The sequence below is a fragment of the Streptomyces sp. WAC04114 genome (assembly GCF_019733245.1).
Taxonomy (GTDB): Bacteria; Actinomycetota; Actinomycetes; order Streptomycetales; family Streptomycetaceae; genus Streptomyces; species Streptomyces massasporeus_A.
The window spans coordinates 33,737-51,485 of record NZ_JAIGQA010000040.1; the positions used below are offsets into that span (position 1 = coordinate 33,737).

16 protein-coding genes and 2 pseudogenes are annotated in these 17,749 nt (G+C 70.5%); 6 read left to right on the forward strand and 12 right to left on the reverse strand.

What is annotated here, in order from left to right; genetic code table 11:
• Positions 1 to 18 precede the first annotated feature (18 nt).
• The gene (dapA, locus tag K4G64_RS13925) at positions 19 to 945 is read right to left on the reverse strand and encodes a 4-hydroxy-tetrahydrodipicolinate synthase (protein ID WP_221756350.1); all 927 of its coding nucleotides are present in this window, start codon (positions 943 to 945) and stop codon (positions 19 to 21) included.
• Between the two features lie 70 nt (positions 946 to 1,015).
• On the opposite strand from dapA, the gene K4G64_RS13930 reads away from it, so the two are divergent.
• Positions 1,016 to 1,939: a LysR family transcriptional regulator gene (locus K4G64_RS13930; protein WP_221756351.1), complete on the forward strand. Its 924-nt coding sequence runs from the start codon at positions 1,016 to 1,018 to the stop codon at positions 1,937 to 1,939.
• A 93-nt stretch (positions 1,940 to 2,032) separates the two neighbouring features.
• Here the strand turns inward: K4G64_RS13930 and K4G64_RS13935 are convergent, their stop codons facing one another.
• Entirely contained in the window at positions 2,033 to 2,941 is a 909-nt protein-coding gene (locus K4G64_RS13935) for a LysR family transcriptional regulator (RefSeq protein WP_221756352.1), read from the reverse strand.
• 137 nt (positions 2,942 to 3,078) lie between these two features.
• On the opposite strand from K4G64_RS13935, the gene K4G64_RS13940 reads away from it, so the two are divergent.
• Both K4G64_RS13940 and K4G64_RS13945 read left to right on the forward strand, forming a co-directional pair.
• The gene (locus K4G64_RS13940; protein ID WP_221756353.1) at positions 3,079 to 3,897 is read left to right on the forward strand and encodes a 3'(2'),5'-bisphosphate nucleotidase CysQ; all 819 of its coding nucleotides are present in this window, start codon (positions 3,079 to 3,081) and stop codon (positions 3,895 to 3,897) included.
• A gap of 41 nt (positions 3,898 to 3,938) precedes the next feature.
• A complete protein-coding gene (locus K4G64_RS13945) occupies positions 3,939 to 4,535 on the forward strand; it encodes an NADPH-dependent F420 reductase (RefSeq protein WP_221756354.1) in 597 nt (198 codons plus the stop codon).
• Between the two features lie 112 nt (positions 4,536 to 4,647).
• On the opposite strand, the gene K4G64_RS13950 is transcribed toward K4G64_RS13945, so the two are convergent.
• A complete protein-coding gene (locus K4G64_RS13950; protein ID WP_260460430.1) occupies positions 4,648 to 5,298 on the reverse strand; it encodes a hypothetical protein in 651 nt (216 codons plus the stop codon).
• Positions 5,299 to 5,708: 410 nt separating this feature from the next.
• Between K4G64_RS13950 and K4G64_RS13955 the strand changes: the two genes are divergently transcribed.
• The gene (locus K4G64_RS13955) at positions 5,709 to 6,326 is read left to right on the forward strand and encodes a hypothetical protein (RefSeq protein ID WP_221756356.1); all 618 of its coding nucleotides are present in this window, start codon (positions 5,709 to 5,711) and stop codon (positions 6,324 to 6,326) included.
• 11 nt (positions 6,327 to 6,337) lie between these two features.
• On the opposite strand, the gene K4G64_RS13960 is transcribed toward K4G64_RS13955, so the two are convergent.
• The 7 genes and pseudogenes from K4G64_RS13960 to K4G64_RS13985 all read right to left on the reverse strand — a co-directional run bounded on the left by K4G64_RS13960 (position 6,338) and on the right by K4G64_RS13985 (position 14,112).
• Complete coding sequence (locus tag K4G64_RS13960) at positions 6,338 to 7,540, reverse strand: serpin family protein (RefSeq protein ID WP_221756357.1); 1,203 nt, start codon at positions 7,538 to 7,540, stop codon at positions 6,338 to 6,340.
• 173 nt (positions 7,541 to 7,713) lie between these two features.
• Positions 7,714 to 8,097 carry a VOC family protein gene (locus K4G64_RS13965; RefSeq protein WP_221756358.1) on the reverse strand — a complete coding sequence of 128 codons (384 nt, stop codon included), beginning with the start codon at positions 8,095 to 8,097 and terminating at the stop codon, positions 7,714 to 7,716.
• Positions 8,098 to 8,261: 164 nt separating this feature from the next.
• Positions 8,262 to 9,260, reverse strand: a complete 999-nt coding sequence (locus K4G64_RS13970; protein WP_221756359.1) for a YdcF family protein — start codon at positions 9,258 to 9,260, stop codon at positions 8,262 to 8,264.
• A gap of 199 nt (positions 9,261 to 9,459) precedes the next feature.
• Positions 9,460 to 10,095, reverse strand: coding sequence for a phosphatase PAP2 family protein (locus K4G64_RS13975; RefSeq protein WP_374206405.1), 636 nt, complete (start codon positions 10,093 to 10,095; stop codon positions 9,460 to 9,462).
• Positions 10,096 to 10,264: 169 nt separating this feature from the next.
• The gene (locus K4G64_RS13980) at positions 10,265 to 12,595 is read right to left on the reverse strand and encodes a PAS domain S-box protein (protein ID WP_221756360.1); all 2,331 of its coding nucleotides are present in this window, start codon (positions 12,593 to 12,595) and stop codon (positions 10,265 to 10,267) included.
• 182 nt (positions 12,596 to 12,777) lie between these two features.
• Positions 12,778 to 12,864 (reverse strand): annotated as a pseudogene (locus K4G64_RS41055) (IS5/IS1182 family transposase); the annotation flags it as partial.
• A 108-nt stretch (positions 12,865 to 12,972) separates the two neighbouring features.
• Complete coding sequence (locus tag K4G64_RS13985) at positions 12,973 to 14,112, reverse strand: CdaR family transcriptional regulator (RefSeq protein ID WP_221756361.1); 1,140 nt, start codon at positions 14,110 to 14,112, stop codon at positions 12,973 to 12,975.
• An 86-nt stretch (positions 14,113 to 14,198) separates the two neighbouring features.
• Here K4G64_RS13985 and K4G64_RS13990 point away from each other — a divergent pair, with 86 nt between their 5' ends.
• A complete protein-coding gene (locus K4G64_RS13990; protein ID WP_221756362.1) occupies positions 14,199 to 15,254 on the forward strand; it encodes a ferredoxin reductase in 1,056 nt (351 codons plus the stop codon).
• A 7-nt stretch (positions 15,255 to 15,261) separates the two neighbouring features.
• Positions 15,262 to 16,380 carry an acyl-CoA desaturase gene (locus K4G64_RS13995; protein WP_221756363.1) on the forward strand — a complete coding sequence of 373 codons (1,119 nt, stop codon included), beginning with the start codon at positions 15,262 to 15,264 and terminating at the stop codon, positions 16,378 to 16,380.
• A 126-nt stretch (positions 16,381 to 16,506) separates the two neighbouring features.
• Here the strand turns inward: K4G64_RS13995 and K4G64_RS14000 are convergent, their stop codons facing one another.
• Together K4G64_RS14000 and K4G64_RS14005 are read right to left on the reverse strand one after the other, a co-directional pair.
• On the reverse strand, positions 16,507 to 17,322 hold the full coding sequence (locus K4G64_RS14000) for an SAM-dependent methyltransferase (RefSeq protein ID WP_221756364.1): 816 nt from the start codon (positions 17,320 to 17,322) through the stop codon (positions 16,507 to 16,509).
• A 158-nt stretch (positions 17,323 to 17,480) separates the two neighbouring features.
• A pseudogene (locus K4G64_RS14005) lies at positions 17,481 to 17,749 on the reverse strand (FAD-dependent oxidoreductase); the annotation flags it as partial.

Genomic DNA, 17,749 nt, shown 5'->3' on the forward strand with positions numbered 1-17,749 from the left:
GAGGACTACGGACCCGTGTCAGGCCGTGGCTTCGTCGTGGGCGCGGTGGGTTCCGGCGGTGGCCAGGTCTGTCGCTCGCCGGATCGAAGCGGCGGAGGCGGCCAGCAGTGGCAGCCGGACGGCCGGGCTGGGAATACGGCCCTGGGCGTGCAACACCCCCTTGATCACGGTCGGGTTCGGCTCGGCGAAGAGCGTGGCGGACAGCTGGGCCAACTCGGTTCCCAGCCTGCGGGCCGGTCCGGCGGCGTCGCGCTGCCACAGCGAGATCAGCTCGGCGTAATCAGCGGTGCGGACATTGGACGACGCCAGGATTCCGCCGTGGGCGCCCGCCGCGAGCAGCGGCGAGATGACGGCGTCGTCGCCGCCGAGCACCGCGAAGCCCGGCGGTGAGGAGCCGAGCAGTTCCATCGCGGCTGCGTCGATCGCACCGGTTGCGTACTTGACCCCCAGGATCTCCGGCAGGCTCCCGAGCGCGTTCAGCGTCCTGACGCTGAGGGACTGGCCGGTGCGGTACGGGATGTCGTAGACGATCAGCGGCAGCCCCCCGTGTTCGGCGAGTGCCGTGAAGTGCGCCATCGTTCCCGCCTCGCCGGGCCGGGTGTAGGGCGGTGTGGGAACCAGCGCCGCGGCGACGCCACCGCTGTCGGAGAGTTCCCGCAGTGTCGTGATGGCGGCGGCGGTGTCGTTGGTGCCGACGCCGACGATCAGCGGAGCTCCGTGCGCCCGGCAGGCCGCCGAGCAGATGCGGACCACGGCTCGCTTCTCCTCGGTCGTCAGCGTGGCCGCCTCCGCGGTGGTCCCCAGGGCGACAAGTCCCCTGGCGCCACCGGCCGACAGCGCCTCGTCGGCGAGGCGGGCGAGCGCGTCCGGGGCGAGGCGCCGGTCGTCGGTGAACGGAGTCACCAGGGGGACGAACAGGCCAGTGAGATTCGCGTCGGGCTTCATACGCCCAGCCTGACCGACACGACCCTGTAGATCCAGTTCATATTTCTTCGCTCTTGCGTAAGCTCAGCTTATGCTCGATGTCCGACGTCTCCACCTGCTGCGCGAACTGGACCGACGCGGCACCATCGCGGCCGTCGCCCAGGCGCTGGCCTTCACCCCCTCGGCCGTGTCCCAGCAGCTGAGCGTGCTTGAGCGCGAGGCGGGCGTCCCTCTGCTGGAACGAAGCGGCAGACGGGTCGTGCTCACTCCCGCGGGCCGCACCCTCGTCACCCACGCCGATGCCATCCTCGAGCGCCTCGAACTGGCGGTCTCCGAGCTGGCCGGAGCACGCCAAGGCATCGGCGGGCCGCTGCGGATCGGGACGTTTCCCTCTGGCGGCCCCGCGATCGTGCCGGCCACGTTGGCCGAACTGGCCCGACGGCATCCCGCGTTGGAACCGATGGTGCAGGAGATCGACTCGGCACGGGTCTCCGACGGCCTGCGCGCCGGCGAACTCGACGTGGCCCTCGTCCACGACTACGACTTCGTGCCCGCGTCACCGGACACCACGGTCGACCAGGTGCCCCTGCTGGAGGAGCCGATGTACCTGGCCACCGGCACTGCGTCTGCCACCGGTCGCGTCGCCCGCGGCGAAACGCTGGCGGAGCTGCTCGGACCGTGGGCCATGTCCCCCTGGATCACGGCCCGGGACGGCACGACCGGTCACGCGATGGCCGTACGGGCCTGTCAGGCGGCCGGATTCCAGCCGCGCATCCGCCATCAGGTCAACGACTTCCGTACGGTCCTGGCACTGGCCGCCATCGGGCAAGGCGCCGGATTCGTACCGGAGATGGCCACCGCCCACGCCCCCGAGGACGTGGTCCTGACCCGGCTCCCCCTGTTCCGCCGCTCGAAGGTCGCCTTCCGTGCGGGCGGCGGCACCCACCCGGCGATCGCGGCATTCGTGGCGGCCGCGCGAACGGCGGTGGGCACGACGGGCCGAGCCTCCCACTGATCACACGGCGTGCCTGGCAGCCGTTCCACAGCATCGGAACGGCCTTGGCGGCCGGCCGGGGATTCCTGATCAACGGATCAGGGACGGCGCCGGCTACGACGGCGCTCCGCACCTGGCCAGCGCGGTTCGCGCCAATCCACGCAGCCAGGCGTGGGCGTGGTCGGTGTCGTAGCGCTGATGCCACGACAGGTAGACCGGTGCCGGAGGTAGTTCGAGCGGGAGGGGGAGCACGACCAGGCCGAGGTCGGCGGCCGCTGACCGCGTGGTGGCTTCGGGGACGCTGATCAGGAGATCGGAGTCGCGCGCGAACTCCAGCGCGGCCGCTTCCGTGGGCGCGGTCGCCACGACGCGGCGGGTGAGGCCGAGCCGGGCGAGAGCGTCGTCGAGGGCATTGCTGAGGTTTCCACGTCGCGAGACGTTGACGTGCTCAGCGGCGGCGTAGCGCTTTGCGGTGACGGTCCTGACACGGGTGAAGGGGTGCCCCTGCCGCACGACGATGACGAGGGGTGTCTCGCCCACCGTCTCGGCACGGATGTCCGGTGCGCCGGGGAGGTTGGCGTTCGCCTCCAGGTCGACCTCACCGCGCCGCAACTCCGGCGTGTCGATGCTCGATTCCGCGACGAAGCGCAGTCGCACGCCCGGCGCCTGTCCGCGCACGGCCGAGAGCAGTGCGGGGCCGCTCAAGGCGACCAAGGAATCATGCCAGCGGAGTGTGAAGGTGCGCTCCAGCGTTGCCAGATCGAGTTCACGGCTCGGTGCGAGCACCCCCTGGACCTGGTGCAGCAGCTCGTGCACCTGTTCCCGGACGGCGATCGCATACGGCGTCGGCGTCATCGTGCGGCCCGTGCGCACGAGGATCTGATCCCCGGTCGTGCGCCTGATTCGGCCCAGGCTCCGGCTCATCGCGGGAGCGGTGACGTGCAGGCGCGCGGCCGCCCCGGCCACGCTTCCCTCCTCCAGCAGCGCGTCGAGCGCGGCGAGCAGGTTCAAATCCAATTGCATGTGAGTAACTCTAGCCGTGCTTTACATGCACTTGCAGTTAATTGAGGGCCTGCATACCTTCGAGGCGAGAGCGCAGCAGCGAACGCACAGCTTGCCGTGACCCGCCCCATCCCCCCTCCTCACACGGGAGTACCACCATGTCCGAAAGGCTTCAGAGCACTGATGTCCCCGCCTCCGACGCCGACCTGCTCGGCCAGACCGTGATCGCCGTGCGCGCGGCCGGTTCGGCGCTGCGCGAGCGCTTCGGCGAGGTGGTCCGCTACCGGACCCGCGAAGAGTTGATGCGCGCGCTCGCCGCCAACGACGACACGGCCCTGGACATCCTGCGCCCCCACCTCACGCGCATACGCCCGGACGCAGGCTGGGTGGAGGAGGAGCTGGACGGCGGGGCGCTGCCGCCCGGCGAATGGTGGGTCGTGGATCCGGCCGAAGGCAACGTCAACCACCTGCGCGCCCTGCCGGAGTGGGCGGTGACCGCTACGCTCGTGCGGAACAACCAGCCTGTGCTCACCGCGGTTCACCTCCCGTTGACCGGCGAGACCTACACCGCGCTGACCGGCGCGGGCGCCCACCTCGACGGTCGGCCGCTGCACGTCTCCCGGACCACGGACCTCGGACTGAGCATCGTGGCCACCAGTCAGGCCCGGCCGGACGAGGACGAGAACGTCGTGCGGCGGGTCGGCTCCTCGATCACCGCGATGCTCTTCGACGCGCTCGTCGTCCGCACCGCCGTACCCGCGACCCTGCACCTGCTGAACGTGGCCGCCGGCCGGATCGAGGCCTTCTGGCAGTTCGCGGGCGCCCGCGCGGACCTGCTGCCCGGGGCGCTGCTCGTCACGGAGGCCGGCGGGCAGATCTCCGACACCGAGGGCCGCCCCTGGACCCCGCAGAGCGGGAGCCTCCTGGCCGCCGCGCCCGGCGTCCACGCCGCGGCCGTCGCCACGCTCTCCCGCTGACCGCGCACCACGACCTGCACGCACGGAAGGACCAGATCAACATGACCACGATCGCAGTTCTCGGAAACGGCCGCGTCGGCGGCAGTCTGGCCACTGCCCTGACCCGGGCAGGTCATGAGGTGACCGTGGCGGGCCGAGAGCCGGGCGCCGTCGCCGACGCCGCCCGGACAGCCCGGATCGTCATCAACGCCACCCCGGGAGCCGGCTCGCTGGACCGGCTCGTCGCCCTGCGCGAGGAACTGCGCGACAAGGTCCTCGTTGACGTCTCCAACGCCACGGTCGACGGAGCTGACGGACTGCCCGGCCACCTGATCTACCCCGGCTCAAGCCTCGCCGAGCAGCTCCAGGAAGCGCTCCCCGAAACGCACGTCGTCAAGACACTCAATACCATGCTCTTCCCGGTGATGACCGCGCCGGCCACGCTCACCCGGGCGCCCGACGCCTTCCTCTCCGGCGACGACCCGCGGGCCAAGCGGACCGTCCGTCAACTGCTCATCGAACTCGGCTGGCGCACGGAGTGGATCACGGATCTCGGCGGGATCCAAACCGCCCGAGCCACGGAGGCAGCCATTCTGTTCGTACCGCACGTGATTCGGTCCAGCGGATTCGCGCCCTTCGCGATCTCGATCGCCCGCTGATCCGCACAGGGTGCAGGTTGGCGCGCAGGAGGTTGATGCCCTCCTCGACGGCCAGGCCCTCGGCTGCCCACGACGGCGCGAACTCGAGACGGGACGCCAGGTCGTCCGGGGCTCACCGGTGTTCCGCGGACTCCTCGATGTCCTGATGCAGATGCCCCATCACGCTGCCCATTTCCAGCACCGCCGCACCCGGGCCGTTCGCGTCATCGGCGACGCCCTTGAGCCAGGCGGTGGTCGACAGGGCCAGGGCACTCGCGTCCTCTTCCCGCTGCTCCGCGAGGAGCTTCTCCATGCGGCTGGCCAGCGTACCCAGAGTCTCGTCGGTGGTCTGCGGCAGCAGGTAGCCGCGCAGACCCGCCGGGAAAGGGTCCTGTTCCCGGGCGGACCGCAGGGCGCCGACCACCGTGGCGTCGTCGCTGTAGCGGTCGAGGTGGCCCATGAGGACGTACAGCCGCGCGATCAGCCGCGGACGGCCCGGGTAGCGGTCCAACCAGGCCATCAACTCCCGCTGGCCGCCCAGATGGTCGATGATCGTGGTCAGGGCCTCCCGCGACTTGGTGGGGATGTCCCAGCTGTGCGGGAGGAGTTCCGCGACCTCGTCGGCGAGCCTCGCCTCGTCCTGCGGTGCGAGCGTTCCGGCGGTGAACTGGCCCGCTCTCACGCTGTCCAGGCCGTAGCCGTCAGGCCCTGACTCGGGTTGGGCGCCCCGGGAGGCACGGTGCCGCCGGTGCAGCAGTTCACCGACGCTCCTGGTGAGCGGCATGTCGTGCACGGTGTCCTCCAAAACGGCAGTCGGGGCGTGGTGGCCGGGCGGGCCGTAGGCCGGCCACCCGCCGACCGGGAGGCGCGGGCCGACACCTCCCGTAAGACGCAGCACCATCCTGACGCCGGGCCCCGCCTCATGCGCGCCCGGCGGCGCGGACGGGCGACCCGGGCCCCCCGAGGCCTGCGAGCACCGCGCCGCTACAGACCCGGGCCACAGTACGACCAGCAGCAACATTCAGGGCCGGGGGCCGGGTCCATGGCCTCCGCGAGCAGCGTGTCGTGCAGCGGGCCGCCGGCGGGGTGCGGCCCGGCCATCCCGTGCGGCCGGCCCGGGTCGTCTTCTGCACCGTGCACGGACTGGCCGTCCCGGCCCCGCGGAGAAGCCCGGTCATTCCGTATCGTGACCTTGTGGGCGTGTGTATGGAGGTCCTGATCGTCGACTGGGCCTATCTGCAGTCGGTGGCGGCTGGGCCGAGGGACGAACTGGTCGAGCAGGCCGCGTTCGGCCCGGACGACGCGTATGACTACGCCCCGCCGCCGGGATGGACATGGCCCGACCCCATCGATGCCCGGTGGTGGGCGCGCTACGAGTTCCTCGACACCATGACCTCTTACAAGGCGCATTTCTGGGCCGGCGAGCGCTGGGACGAACTGCGCGCCTTCGTCGACACGCCGCTGCGCGACGCTCTCGACCAGTTCAGCGCCCCGCTGTTCTGGGGTGGCCACACCTACGCGTCCCAGACCTCGGGCTTCTCCCCGAGTGTTGCGCAGCACGCCTGTAGCTGGAACTCTCGGCTGGAGGTCATGCTCTGGCTGCTGCCGGAGGAGGTAGCCGCGCTGCACCACTTGTGGAGGCAGGTCGAGCCGGACCTCGGCACCCTGCGCGAGCCCTTCGAGCGCCATCTCACCGAACCCTTGGGCTGGATCCAGGATTTCGCGTCATTCTCACAGCTGGTCACCGAGTGGGGCGACGTCGTCGGCCAGGCCGCACGGCGCAACTGGGCCATCATCGGCCTGCGCTGCTGAGCACGTCCCGCTCAGCGCTCGTCCTCCCAGTCGTACGCGGGGAACGGCAGCGGATCCGTGACCCAGCCCGCCGTCAGCACGAGCCGCGTGTGGCGATGCAGGGCGAGGAAGCCGAAGGGTCGGTCGAAGGCGGCGCTGATTCTGGTGGTGACGTAGCGGAGGTCGGGCAGGCCCCCGGCCACCGCGTCGAAGGCCGTCACTGCGGCGGCCTCGAAGCCCAGCGCACCGAACTTCGCCATGGTGCTCTGCTCGGCCGACCCGATGGCGAGGGGGAAGTCGCTGATGCCCGGGAAGTGCCCGCTTGAGGTGTCCCGTGCCGCTGTGAGCCCGAACAACCGGTGGAGTTTCAGCAGATCGTGGCTCGCGTTCATGTGGAACGCCGCGGTCGTCACCTCCAGCGAAGGCGGCTCAGGTCGCGTACAGCGCATCTTCTCCACTCGCAGACCGGGGCCCACGTTCCCGTAGGGCAGCTGCGGCCCGCGCGCGACCGCGTACCGGCCGGCGAGGATTCCGATCCCGGCTCCGAGCACCTGTCCCGGCGTCATGGCCTGTTCGCCGAGCAGCAGGTGCACGTCCAGGGCGTTGTTCCCCAGCACCTTCAACTCGGTGACCCATCCGCGGGGTGTGTCCGCCACCCCGACCCGGTCCAGCACGGCACTGGAGCGCCACAGGCCCAGCCGCGGCTTGGTGACCCAAGGTTCGTACGCCGTCTCGAGTTCCACCTCGTGGAAAGGGCTCAGCCACTGCGTGCGCATGGTCAGCGCGCTCGCCAGCACCATCCGAGTATCCTCGGTCAGTGTGACCGGCATACGGTCGATCAGTCCGCCGGTCCGCTTCACCGTCCAGGCGTCCAGCGCCTGGTGGTCGACCGCAGGGTCCCCGGTGAGCACACCGTGGGCGTCGCTCGGCAGGCCTGCCTCCCACTCCTCCTTCAGCTCAAGCGTGCGCTGCGTCCACAGCCCAAGAGCAGTGTCCAGCCCCCGCATGGCCCCCATCGCGGCGAACAACTCGCGTGCGGCGTCCGCCGCTTGCCGGGCGGGAACCCCGAGAGCCTCCGCCAGCTCACCCCGTGCCACGCCGTCGGCCCCGGCAGCGAGGTGGGCCAGCAGCGGCCACACCCCCGGCGCCGAGAAGACCGTGCCGCTCTCAGAGACATCCGCCCACTGCGCCGTCAACTCGTTCACCGCGCGGACCGTCGACGTCGCGACTCCCATCCCACCCCTACCCTCAGCACCTCTACGATGCGCCCTGCCGTATGCCATATTCAACGGTCCCTGACCCCCGCGTTGACAGAGGCACGGTCCGCCGTCCGCTGTGAAGCGAGCGTGCTGGTCGCGGCCACCAACAAGCGGTGTGATCAGCTGGTCGGACGGTGAGTAAGTGAGCCCTAGGAAGGCGTTGCTGCGCGCTCGGCCTCGCTGCGCAGAACGCAGAATTCGTTGCCTTCAGGGTCGGCGAGGACGGCCCAGCCGGCACCATCGGGTTCCCGGCGATCGGCGACGAGGGTGGCACCGAGGCTCAGCAGTCGCTCGACCTCCTCTTCGCGCGAGGTCTCGGGGCGCAGACACAGGTGAATCCGGTTCTTGCTCGTCTTGGGCTCCGGCACCTGGTTGAAGTACAGCAGCGGGCCCTCCGGCAGGTTCACCGCCGTCTCCACGTCACCCGGCTTGCTCTCCGGATGCAGCGGACAACCGAGCGCCTCGCTCCAGAACCGAGCCAGCGCATAGGCATCCCCACAGTCGATCGCCACGTTCTGCACCACCGAAACCATGCGCGAGATCCTGCCCGGAACTCCGTTCGGTCAGCAAATGGCCTGGTCCTCGGCAGCCGGGCGCTGAACTCGACGAGCCGGCCGCGCGCAATCCGCGTCCCTCATGAGCCGCGTCATGTGCGGCGCTCTTGTCACGACCTCTTACGAGGACTGCGGCCGGCGCCTCAGTGCTGGAGGATGGCCGTCGCCACCGGCACTGACAGCAGCAGGCTGAGTCCGATCAGGGGGAGGCGGTCCAGCCATAGGACGGCGGCGAATTCGCGCAGTGTCGCGGCCAGCCAGTAGGCGGGGGAAGTCGGTGCGCCCACGACGTGGACGGGCACGCCGACGCGGCGGGCCAGCAGGGTCGTGCGGTAGACGTGGAAGCCGCTGGTGACCACCGTGGCTCGGTGGCCGGGAGTGGTGGCGTCGACGAGGGCCGCGCTGAAGCGGAGGTTCTGCCCGGTGTTGACGGAGCGGTCTTCCCGCATGATCCGGTCGGCGGGCACTCCGCGTTCGCGCAGATAGTCGGCCATCGCGTCCGCCTCGGAGCGGACCTCGTCGTCGCCTTGGCCGCCCGAGAGGACGAACACCACACGAGGTGTGTGCGGTGCGCGGGCGGCGTCGATCGCCAGGGCGCGCTCCAGCCTGCGGGTCAGCAGCGGGCCGGGCCGGTCGCCGTTGAGCCCGGCACCCAGGACGACGACGTGGGTGGTTTCTGGCAGGGGGGTGGCCCGGCCCCGGACGAACGCGTACCCGGCGAAGACGAGGAAGAGCAGAGTGAGGTAGCCTGCGGCCGCGTTCAGCGCGATCATGAGGGCACCGAACGCCTCGCCGCCGACCGCGTGGAAGACCGCGTCGAGGCCGAGCACAGTCAGCACCGCGCAGCCGGTGGCACCGGTCGCCAGCAGGGCTGCCTGCGGTCCGTAGCGCCGGACCAGGAAGACGCTGTCGGCCAGCAGCAACAGGCCCAGTGCGAGTGCCAGGAGCAGGGCGGCGACGGCGAGGACGGTGGTGAGGGTCGGGTGTGCTGCCGTGCTGCGCCCTGCCACGCCGAGTCCGGCAGAGGTCACCGCGAGGCAGAACATGACGGCGGTGGAGAACCGGTGCGGTGCCAGCAGTGCGTTGACGACGCCGCCCGCGGCGAACACGAGCGCGACGAGGTACTCCGAGTACTCCGGCATGTGCCGCACTGCTCCGCTCTTTCGCCTGCCGGGCCGCTGTCCGTACCCGCCCGTCTCTCGCCACCCGCGGGTTCCCGGGCCCGGTACGGGCGGCTGCCGGCCATCCTCCCAGACCAGCTGTGGTGCGCCGAACGCGGGTGAGCGGTCGCGTGATCAGCGGGACCGGACTGTTGTGCCGGTGGCGCTGCCCGGCAGCCCCTCAGGCCAGTAGGCGATCACGGTGGCTACCGGCCTCCGGAAGTTCCGGCCGGCACGGAAGGTGCGCGAACGGTGCAACGCCTCGCTGCTGGAGCCAGTGGCGAAGCACCAGGTTCGGTGCGTGGCGGATGAGCCAGGCGCTGGTCAGGCCGATGGCGGCGCCGACGGCCACGTCGCTGGGGTAATGGGCGCCGCTCTGCACGCGCTCCACTGCCACCATCGCGGCCGGTACCGCACACACGGCACCGGCCAGCGGCCATGTCGGGGCGACGGCGGCTGTGAAGGCAACCGCTGCGGCGGTGTGCCCCGAGGGGAAGGACGAGGAGTCGGGACGGTCCTCGGTCTCGTCGTGCGGGAACCACTCCTTGGGCGGGCGTGGACGGTCGGCCAGCTGCTTGCACACCCCGTTGGACGCCAACTGCGCCAGGGCAACAGCGGCCAGGCCCGCGACGGCGGCCCTGCGGCCCCGCCGGCCGCCCAGGGAGACCATCACCGCGGCCGCCCCGCACCACAGCTTCGTGCCCTCCGCCGTCTCCTCCACTACCGACAGCACCCGGTGGACGCGGGGCGAGGCGCCGGCACCCAGCCACTTGGCCAGCCGCCGGTCGGTCTCACGCATCAGAGCCTGCACACTCATGGCCTGTGGGGTATCCAGCCCGTCACCGGTCATGCAGGCGCCGGGCGCCCAGGTCCCGCGACGCAGGCGCGCCCGTCGGCACTCGACGGCAGCGACGGCGCCGGCGTGGTCGAGTCTCGTCCGGGCTGCGCCGGTCGATTTTGTCGACGAGGTGTCGCGTGCCCGGAGATCACCGTGCTGTGCGGCGTGCCGGGAGGGTGAACCAGGTGGTCTTGCCATGGTCGGTGGGGCGTACGCCCCAGCTGTGGGCGAGGGCGTCGACGAGGAGGAGGCCGCGGCCGGACTCGTCGTCGGGAGCGGCCAGGCGGGGCTGGGGTAGGTGGGCGCTGTGGTCGCTGATCTCGACGGTGAGTTCGGTGGCGGTGCGGCGCAAGTGGAGCCCGAGGGGGCCCTGGGCATGCTGCACGGCGTTGGTGAGGACTTCGGAGACCAGGAGGCGGGCGTCGTCGGCGAGGTGGGCGCAGTTCCAGGTGATGAGGGTCTTGGTGAGGAAGCTGCGTCCGTCGCCGACGGAGGAGGCGTGGGCGGGCAGGTCGGTGGTGGCGGTGGCCAGCGGGGCGGCGGGCAGCTGGGCGAGGAGCAGGGTGACGTCGTCGTCGTGGTTGTCGGTACCGGGCAGCAGGTCGGCCAGGACGCGGTCGGCGACGGCCTCCAGGGCGTCGGTGGCGGTGAAGGCGGTCCCGAGGGCACGGGTGAGGTCGGCGAGGCGGTGTTCGATGTCGCTGCCGGGGGTTTCGATCAGGCCGTCGGTGTAGAGGACGAGCGTGGCCCCGGCGGGCACGGCGGTACGGGTCTGCTGGTGGAGGATGCCGCCGACGCCGAGCGGCGCGCTGATGGGCGCTTCGAGTACCCGCACCCCGCCCGAGTCGACGAGGAGGGCGGGCAAGTGGCCGGCCGAGCAGACGGTGATCTCGCCGGTGTCGGGGGCGAGGATCAGGTAGCAGCAGGTCACCAGTTGGTCGGGGAGGTCGAGGTCGGCGACGACGGCATCGAGGGCCTGCATCAGCCGGCGGGGTTCCATGCCGGTTTTGGCCAGGGCGTGGGCGGCGGCCCGCAGCTGCCCCATGACGGCGGCCGCGTCCAGGCCGCGCCCCATCACGTCGCCGATGAGAATGCCGACCCGGCCCGCGCCCAGGGGGATGAGGTCGAACCAGTCGCCGCCCACCCCGGCGCCCTGGGTGGCGGGCAGGTAGCGGTGGGCGGCGGCGAGGCCGGGGATGGCCGGCGGGGTGCCCATGAGACTGCGCTGCAAGGTGAGGGCGATGTGCCGCTGCTGCTCGTACAGGGCGTGGAGTTCGGCCTCGGCCCGCTTGCGGTCGCTGATGTCACGCACGATGGCGCATGCGCCCCGGACCGTGCCGTCGGCGGCGCGGGTGGGCCACAGGGTGACATCGACGTCGAGCAGTTGCCCGCCGCGGGTGACGCGGAGCGTCTCGAAGTGCTCGATCTTCTCGCCGCCGGCCAGTCGTTCCAGCAACGCGGTGACCTCGTGGGTGCGGTCGGGCAGGGCGAGCAACGCCACGTGGCGGCCGATCGCCTCCTCGGCGCTGTAGCCGTACAGGCGCTGGGCGGCGGCGTTCCAGTAGGTGATGTGCCCGTCGAGGGTCTTGGCGAGGATCGCGTCCTGAGAGGACTCGACGAGCGCGGCAAGCTGGTTGATGTGCTGTTCGGCGGCTTTACGGTCGCTGACGTCGCGGACGGCGGCGGAGACAAGGAGGCCGTCGGCGGTCTCCAGCGGGCTGAGACTGATCTCCACGGGGAACTCGGTGCCGTCCTTGCGCAGCCCGTGCAGCTCCAGCCCAGCCCCCATCGGCCGCACCTGCCGGCTCGCGGCATACGCCTCCCGGTGCCGGGAGTGCTGAGGGCGGAACCGCCCGGGGATCAGCAACTCCACCGACTGGCCCAGCAGTTCCGCCCGCCCGTACCCGAACAGCGACTCCGTCTGCGCGTTGACCAACCGGATCAGACCCGCATCGTCCACGATCACCATCGCGTCCGGCGCCGCCTCCAACAGCCCCCGAAACCGCTCCTCGGCGGCTTTGCGGTCGCTGACGTCGCGGACGGCGGCGGAGACAAGGAGGCCGTCGGCGGTCTCCAGCGGGCTGAGACTGATCTCCACGGGGAACTCGGTGCCGTCCTTGCGCAGCCCGTGCAGCTCCAGCCCAGCCCCCATCGGCCGCACCTGCCGGCTCGCGGCGTACGCCTCCCGGTGCCGGGAGTGCTGAGGGCGGAACCGCCCGGGGATCAGCAACTCCACCGACTGGCCCAGCAGTTCCGCCCGCCCGTACCCGAACAGCGACTCTGTCTGCGCGTTGACCAACCGGATCAGACCCGCATCGTCCACGATCACCATCGCGTCCGGCGCCGCCTCCAACAGCCCCCGAAACCGCTCCTCGTCCGCCGTCAGCTCGTCCCCCGCTGCTGCGGTACCGCAGCGACAGGACGGCTGCGTCGTCACTCCGGCCCCGCGCGCCGGCACTGTGCTGTCATCGTCGTCCATGGTGGCCCCACCCGGCTGGCATTTCTTCAGGAATCGGGCCATCACAGCGCACCGGCGTCCGCCGCACCCTCGTATGCCCACTACTGGCTTCCAGTGGCCGAACCTGTCCGCCTGGCTTCAACAAGCCATTGTTTTCTGAGAATCCTGCGGTCAAGACCGGGAAGCCGCGAGGGCCTTCAAGGGTGCGGGTGGGTTTCGCAGTCGCGGGCCAGGCGGCGGTGCATGAGCCGGCCGAGGGTGCGTTCGGTGGCGCAGCGGCGGGGTGGGATGCAGGAGCCACGGGGGGGCGGGATCGCTCTGGACGTCCGGGTCGACCGAGAACAGGGCACGATTCCTGTGCCGCTCGCGGACGCGGTCGTGGACGGTCGAAGTACGCGTCAGCTGACCCCCAGGCCGACCGCCAACGTCAGTTCGAGGACCCGGTGCGGCGATGCGAGATCCGGAAACAGCTCCCGCAGTTGCGTCATCCGGTACCGGACGGTCTGGGGATGGATGAACAACTCCGCCGCCACCTCGTCGCGCCTGCCCTGATGCAGCAACCATGCCCGCAACGTCTCCTCCAGCCGCCGTGCGGTCGCGACAGGCAAGGTCCGCAACGGTGCGAGGGCTCGGGCACGCAGGTCCGCGTACGCGTCCGCGTCGGCGCTCAGCACCAGCTCGGGCAGGTGGTCCTCGGTGTCGCGAATGTCGGAGGAGAGGGAGCGCGCGCGTGCGGCTCGTGCGTACGAGTCGGACGCACGAGTCCACGGCCGGGCCGGGCCGACCACTGCGGTGCGGTCGGTCAGCTGCCGCAGGAGATGCGATCGGTCGGCGTCGGGGACGAGCAGCACACCGGTGGCGTCGGGCAGATCGTCGAGGACGAGAGTGCTCGGGTCGAGCGCGCGGTAGGCGGGCCGGGCCTGGGCGGAGGGCAGCAGAACCGCGGTCAGCGAAGCCGGAGGCTGCCATCCGGCCCGTTGCGCGGAGACCAGCAGCACGTCCGGGCTCACTCCGGCGAGGAGGTCGCGAGCCAGGTGCTCCAGGTGGCGCTCGTGGTCCCTGCCCCGGGCGGCCAGCTCGTCGGCGTGGCCCGCAGCGCTCGCGGCGGAGAGCTCGTCGATGTAGGCGAAGGTCAGCTCGGCGAACTTGGCGACCTCGGCGGCGGGCAGACCCGCTGGTACGGCACCCGCTGCCAGGCCTCGCCAGGCCACGCGGGCGCCGACGCGGTAGGCACTGAGCAGGGCGTCCATCGAGCGGCCGTCCCGGACCTCGCCGCGGCCCAGCTCGTAGGCCGCGTCACCGCCGTCGCCGCCTGTGGCATTCCCGCTCGCGAGGTCCAGGTAGTGCCCCAGGGCGGTGCGGACGGCTCGGCGGATGGTGGCGCCCATGTGACCCGAGAGGGCGCCTGCGTAGGGAGGGACCTCGTCGATGATCGCTTGGACGACCTCATCGGCGGTGGTCTTCAGCGCGGCCCGCAGTGCGGTGACCGTCGTCTCATCCAAGGCCAGTTCGCTGGCCCTCCGGATTACATGGCTCATTTTTTGTTCCCTGCGAACAATTCTGCCGACCAGATTCACGTCCTTCGGTCAGGACTTTACGCCCTGGGACGCAGCAAGCTGGGGTCATGACGAGTACAGCCCTTCGCAGCAGGGCGTGGAAACTGCTGGAGATGGTCACGACGCCGCTGCTGCCGTCCGACTACCTGGACCTGGTCAGCCCGCTGCGCGCGGGTGCTGACCTGCGTGGGCGCATTGAGGCTGTGCACCGTGAGACGGGTGACGCCGCGACCATCGTGATCAGGCCGGGACGGGGCTGGCGCGGCCACACGGCCGGTCAGTATGTGCGGATCGGCGTCGACGTCGAGGGGGTGCGCCTGTGGCGTGCCTACTCGGTCACCTCACCGGCAAACCGCCAGGACGGCCGGGTCACGATCACCGTGAAGGCGATCCCGGACGGCAAGGTCAGCAATCATCTGGTCCGCAGGGCGAAGCCGGGCACGATGATCCAGCTCGACCAGGCGGCCGGTGACTTCGTGCTGCCGCAGGCCAAGCCCGCCAAGGTGCTCTTCCTGACGGCCGGCAGCGGAATCACGCCCGTGATGGGCATGCTGCGTGACACCGAGTTCGACGACGTCGTCATGGTCCACTGCGCGCCACGGCCGGACGACGTGATCTTCCGCAGCGAACTGCACGATCTGGTCGCGGACAAGAAGCTGCAGCTCACCGAGGTGCACACCGACACAGACGGCATGCTCGACATCGCCCGCCTGAAGGAACTCGTGCCGGACTGGGCCGAGCGCGAGACCTGGGCCTGCGGGCCCGCGGGCCTGCTCGACGCCGCCGAAACGCACTGGGCCGAGCACGGCGTCCAGGAGCGCCTGCACACCGAACGCTTCCGCCCCAGCATCGTCGTCGCCGGCGACGGTGGCGAGGTCACGTTCAGCACCACCGGCAAGACTGCCGACGCGGACGGCGCCACGCCGTTGCTGGACGTCGGCGAGGAGGCCGGCGTACTCATGCCGTCGGGGTGCCGCATGGGCATCTGCTTCGGCTGCGTCACGCCGCTCAAGGCGGGCGCCGTCCGTGACCTGCGCACCGGCGAGATCACCGAGGCCGAGCCGGGCGTCCTCATCCAGACCTGTGTGTCCGCCGCGGCGGGCGACTGCGACATCGAACGGTAGGAGCACCTTGACCGCCATCGACCCCACCGCCCACCTGAGCGCGGAGCAGATCGAGGAGCTCGGCCGCGAGCTGGACGCCATCCGCGACGAGGTGATCGCCAGCCGCGGCGAGAAGGACGCCGCCTACATCCGCAAGGTCATCTCGGCGCAGCGCAAGCTCGAGCTGGTCAGCCGGGGCGTGCTGCTGTTCTCGTTCTTCCCGCCCGCGTGGATCATCGGCACCGCCGGCCTGTCCGTGGCGAAGATCATGGACAACATGGAGATCGGCCACAACATCCTGCACGGCCAGTGGGACTGGATGCGGGACCCGAAGATCCACTCCACCACCTGGGACTGGGATCACGTCTCGCCGGCCGATCAGTGGAAGCACTCGCACAACGAGCTGCACCACACGTACACGAACGTGGTCGGCAAGGACAACGACCTCGGCTACGGCATCATGCGCGTGGACGAGGACCAGAAGTGGCATCCCTTCCACCTCGGCCAGCCGCTGTGGAACTTCATCAACGCCTGCTTCTTCGAGTACGGCATCGCAGCGTACGACCTGGAGCTCGGCAGGAACCTGTCCAAGCACCGCCGCAAGAACCCGGAGTTCCGCGCGCAGGCCAGGGCCGTGGGCCGCAAGATCCGCAAGCAGGTGCTCAAGGACTATGTGATCCACCCGCTGCTGTCGGGCCCGTCGTTCCTGCCCACGCTCGGCGCCACGTTCACCGCGAACCTGGTGCGCAACCTCTGGTCCCACTCGGTGATCATGTGCGGGCACTTCCCCGAGGGCGTGCAGGTCTTCGAGCGCCGGTCGATCAAGGGCGAGACGCGCGGCCAGTGGTACCTGCGCCAGATGATGGGCTCGGCGAACATCAGCGGCAGCAAGGCCATGCACTTCATGACCGGCAACCTGTCGCACCAGATCGAGCACCACCTGTTCCCGGACCTGCCGAGCAACCGGTACGCCGAGGTCGCGGTGAAGGTGCGCGCGTTGTTCGAGAAGTACGAGCTGGAGTACGTCACCGGGCCGCTGCCCAAGCAGGTGTTCTCCGCGTGGCGCAAGGTCTTCCGGCTCTCGCTGCCGAACAAGAAGCCCAAGGTCAAGACGCCGGACCGCGAGCGGGAGCTCGTCGCGGCCTGATTCCCAAGTTCACCGGCCAATGAGGGCGCAGGGGCCGGTTCGCCCGACATCACTGGGGTGACCGTGGCGAAGCGTTTGACCCCGCCCTCGCGGACGACCACGGCCGCGTGCCCACGGTCTGCGGGTCTACGCTTTCCGGGCCAGTCCGGCGACGATGAGGTGTTCCCAGACCGTGAGCTCTCGTCTGCCGCTGTTCCATGGGGTGTCGGTCTCGCCAGGACGCCACAAGGGCGCGGGCACGATCCCGGGTTCAAGGATCTCCAGGCCGTCCAGCAGGGAGGCGATCTCTGCGTCCGTGCGCCACCGGCCGCGCCCGAACGTCTGCTGGAGGACCTTCTCGGCCTCCCTGGTCTCCGGGTTGTTGCCGGAGCGGAAATGGCTGATGAAGAAGTAGCTGCCGGACGGGACCTGGTCACACCAGTAGCGGACGATGCCGGCCGGGTCCTCGTCATCGTTGACGTGGTGAAGGATGGCGCTGAAGATGACGGCGACGGGACGGGAGAAGTCGATGAGTTCGAGCGTGGTGGGGTGAGAGCGGATGCCCTCGGGGTCGCGCACATCGACCGCGACGACGCGGGTTCGGTCGTTGTCCTCCAGCAGTGCGCGGCCGTGGACCAGCACTTGGTCGTCGATGTCGACATAGACGACCCGGGACTCGGGAGCGTGCCGTTGCGCGACCTGGTGGACGTTGTCCGCGGTCGGCAGGCCACTGCCCAAATCGATGAACTGCCGAATCCCGGTGGTCCTCGAGATCTGTCCGATCGCCCGGGTCAGGGCCGCGCGGTTGGCGAAGGCGATGGCCACCGAACCCGGCAGGTCGCGCTTGAACACGTCGCCGATCTCACGGTCCACGGCGTAGTTGTCCTTGCCGCCGAGCAGGTAGTCATAGACGCGGGCGATGCTGGGCTTTGCCGGGTCGATGGAAGAGCCTTCGTGCCTCATGGCAGCCATTCTTCCGGCAACATCGCCAGCGCACCCCCGTTTTCGGACTAGGTGAGGGGGACGAAGTCTGGCCGGTTCACGCATCCTTGACCTCCGATCAGCCCACCTTCATCGAGGGCAATCGGCGCCGCCGCTGGGGTGATCCGCCCGAGAGGTCCCTAGCCCGCATACCGGGCCACTGCCTCCTCGATCCCCGCCGCGTCCGCGGCCTCCGCCGCCCAGGCCACGTATCCGTCAGGCCGTACCAGGACGGTCGTCCGGCGGTCGCTCGCCCAGCGCTTGACGGTCAGCCATCCTTCACGGACACCGGGGCCTTCGTACGTCCCAGCCGTGACCAGCACGAACCGCCCGCCGCGCAGCGCCTCGTAGAGCCGGCCGTCCTTCAGGGCGACGTCCGGAGCACGGGTGCCGGTGAGGGGGTGGGCGC

Excerpts from the sequence above, each read along its gene's own strand:
- K4G64_RS13950 (WP_260460430.1), bottom strand. The coding sequence starts at position 5,298 with ATGCCGCTCACCAGGAGCGTCGGTGAACTGCTGCACCGGCGGCACCGT.
- K4G64_RS13935 (WP_221756352.1), bottom strand. The coding sequence starts at position 2,941 with ATGCAATTGGATTTGAACCTGCTCGCCGCGCTCGACGCGCTGCTGGAG.
- dapA (WP_221756350.1), bottom strand. The coding sequence starts at position 945 with ATGAAGCCCGACGCGAATCTCACTGGCCTGTTCGTCCCCCTGGTGACT.
- K4G64_RS13965 (WP_221756358.1), bottom strand. The coding sequence starts at position 8,097 with ATGGTTTCGGTGGTGCAGAACGTGGCGATCGACTGTGGGGATGCCTAT.
- K4G64_RS13990 (WP_221756362.1), top strand. The coding sequence starts at position 14,199 with ATGACGAGTACAGCCCTTCGCAGCAGGGCGTGGAAACTGCTGGAGATG.
- K4G64_RS13930 (WP_221756351.1), top strand. The coding sequence starts at position 1,016 with ATGCTCGATGTCCGACGTCTCCACCTGCTGCGCGAACTGGACCGACGC.
- K4G64_RS13985 (WP_221756361.1), bottom strand. The coding sequence starts at position 14,112 with ATGAGCCATGTAATCCGGAGGGCCAGCGAACTGGCCTTGGATGAGACG.
- K4G64_RS13945 (WP_221756354.1), top strand. The coding sequence starts at position 3,939 with ATGACCACGATCGCAGTTCTCGGAAACGGCCGCGTCGGCGGCAGTCTG.
- K4G64_RS13975 (WP_374206405.1), bottom strand. The coding sequence starts at position 10,095 with ATGAGTGTGCAGGCTCTGATGCGTGAGACCGACCGGCGGCTGGCCAAG.
- K4G64_RS13970 (WP_221756359.1), bottom strand. The coding sequence starts at position 9,260 with ATGCCGGAGTACTCGGAGTACCTCGTCGCGCTCGTGTTCGCCGCGGGC.
- K4G64_RS13960 (WP_221756357.1), bottom strand. The coding sequence starts at position 7,540 with ATGGGAGTCGCGACGTCGACGGTCCGCGCGGTGAACGAGTTGACGGCG.
- K4G64_RS13940 (WP_221756353.1), top strand. The coding sequence starts at position 3,079 with ATGTCCGAAAGGCTTCAGAGCACTGATGTCCCCGCCTCCGACGCCGAC.
- K4G64_RS13980 (WP_221756360.1), bottom strand. The coding sequence starts at position 12,595 with ATGGACGACGATGACAGCACAGTGCCGGCGCGCGGGGCCGGAGTGACG.
- K4G64_RS14000 (WP_221756364.1), bottom strand. The coding sequence starts at position 17,322 with ATGAGGCACGAAGGCTCTTCCATCGACCCGGCAAAGCCCAGCATCGCC.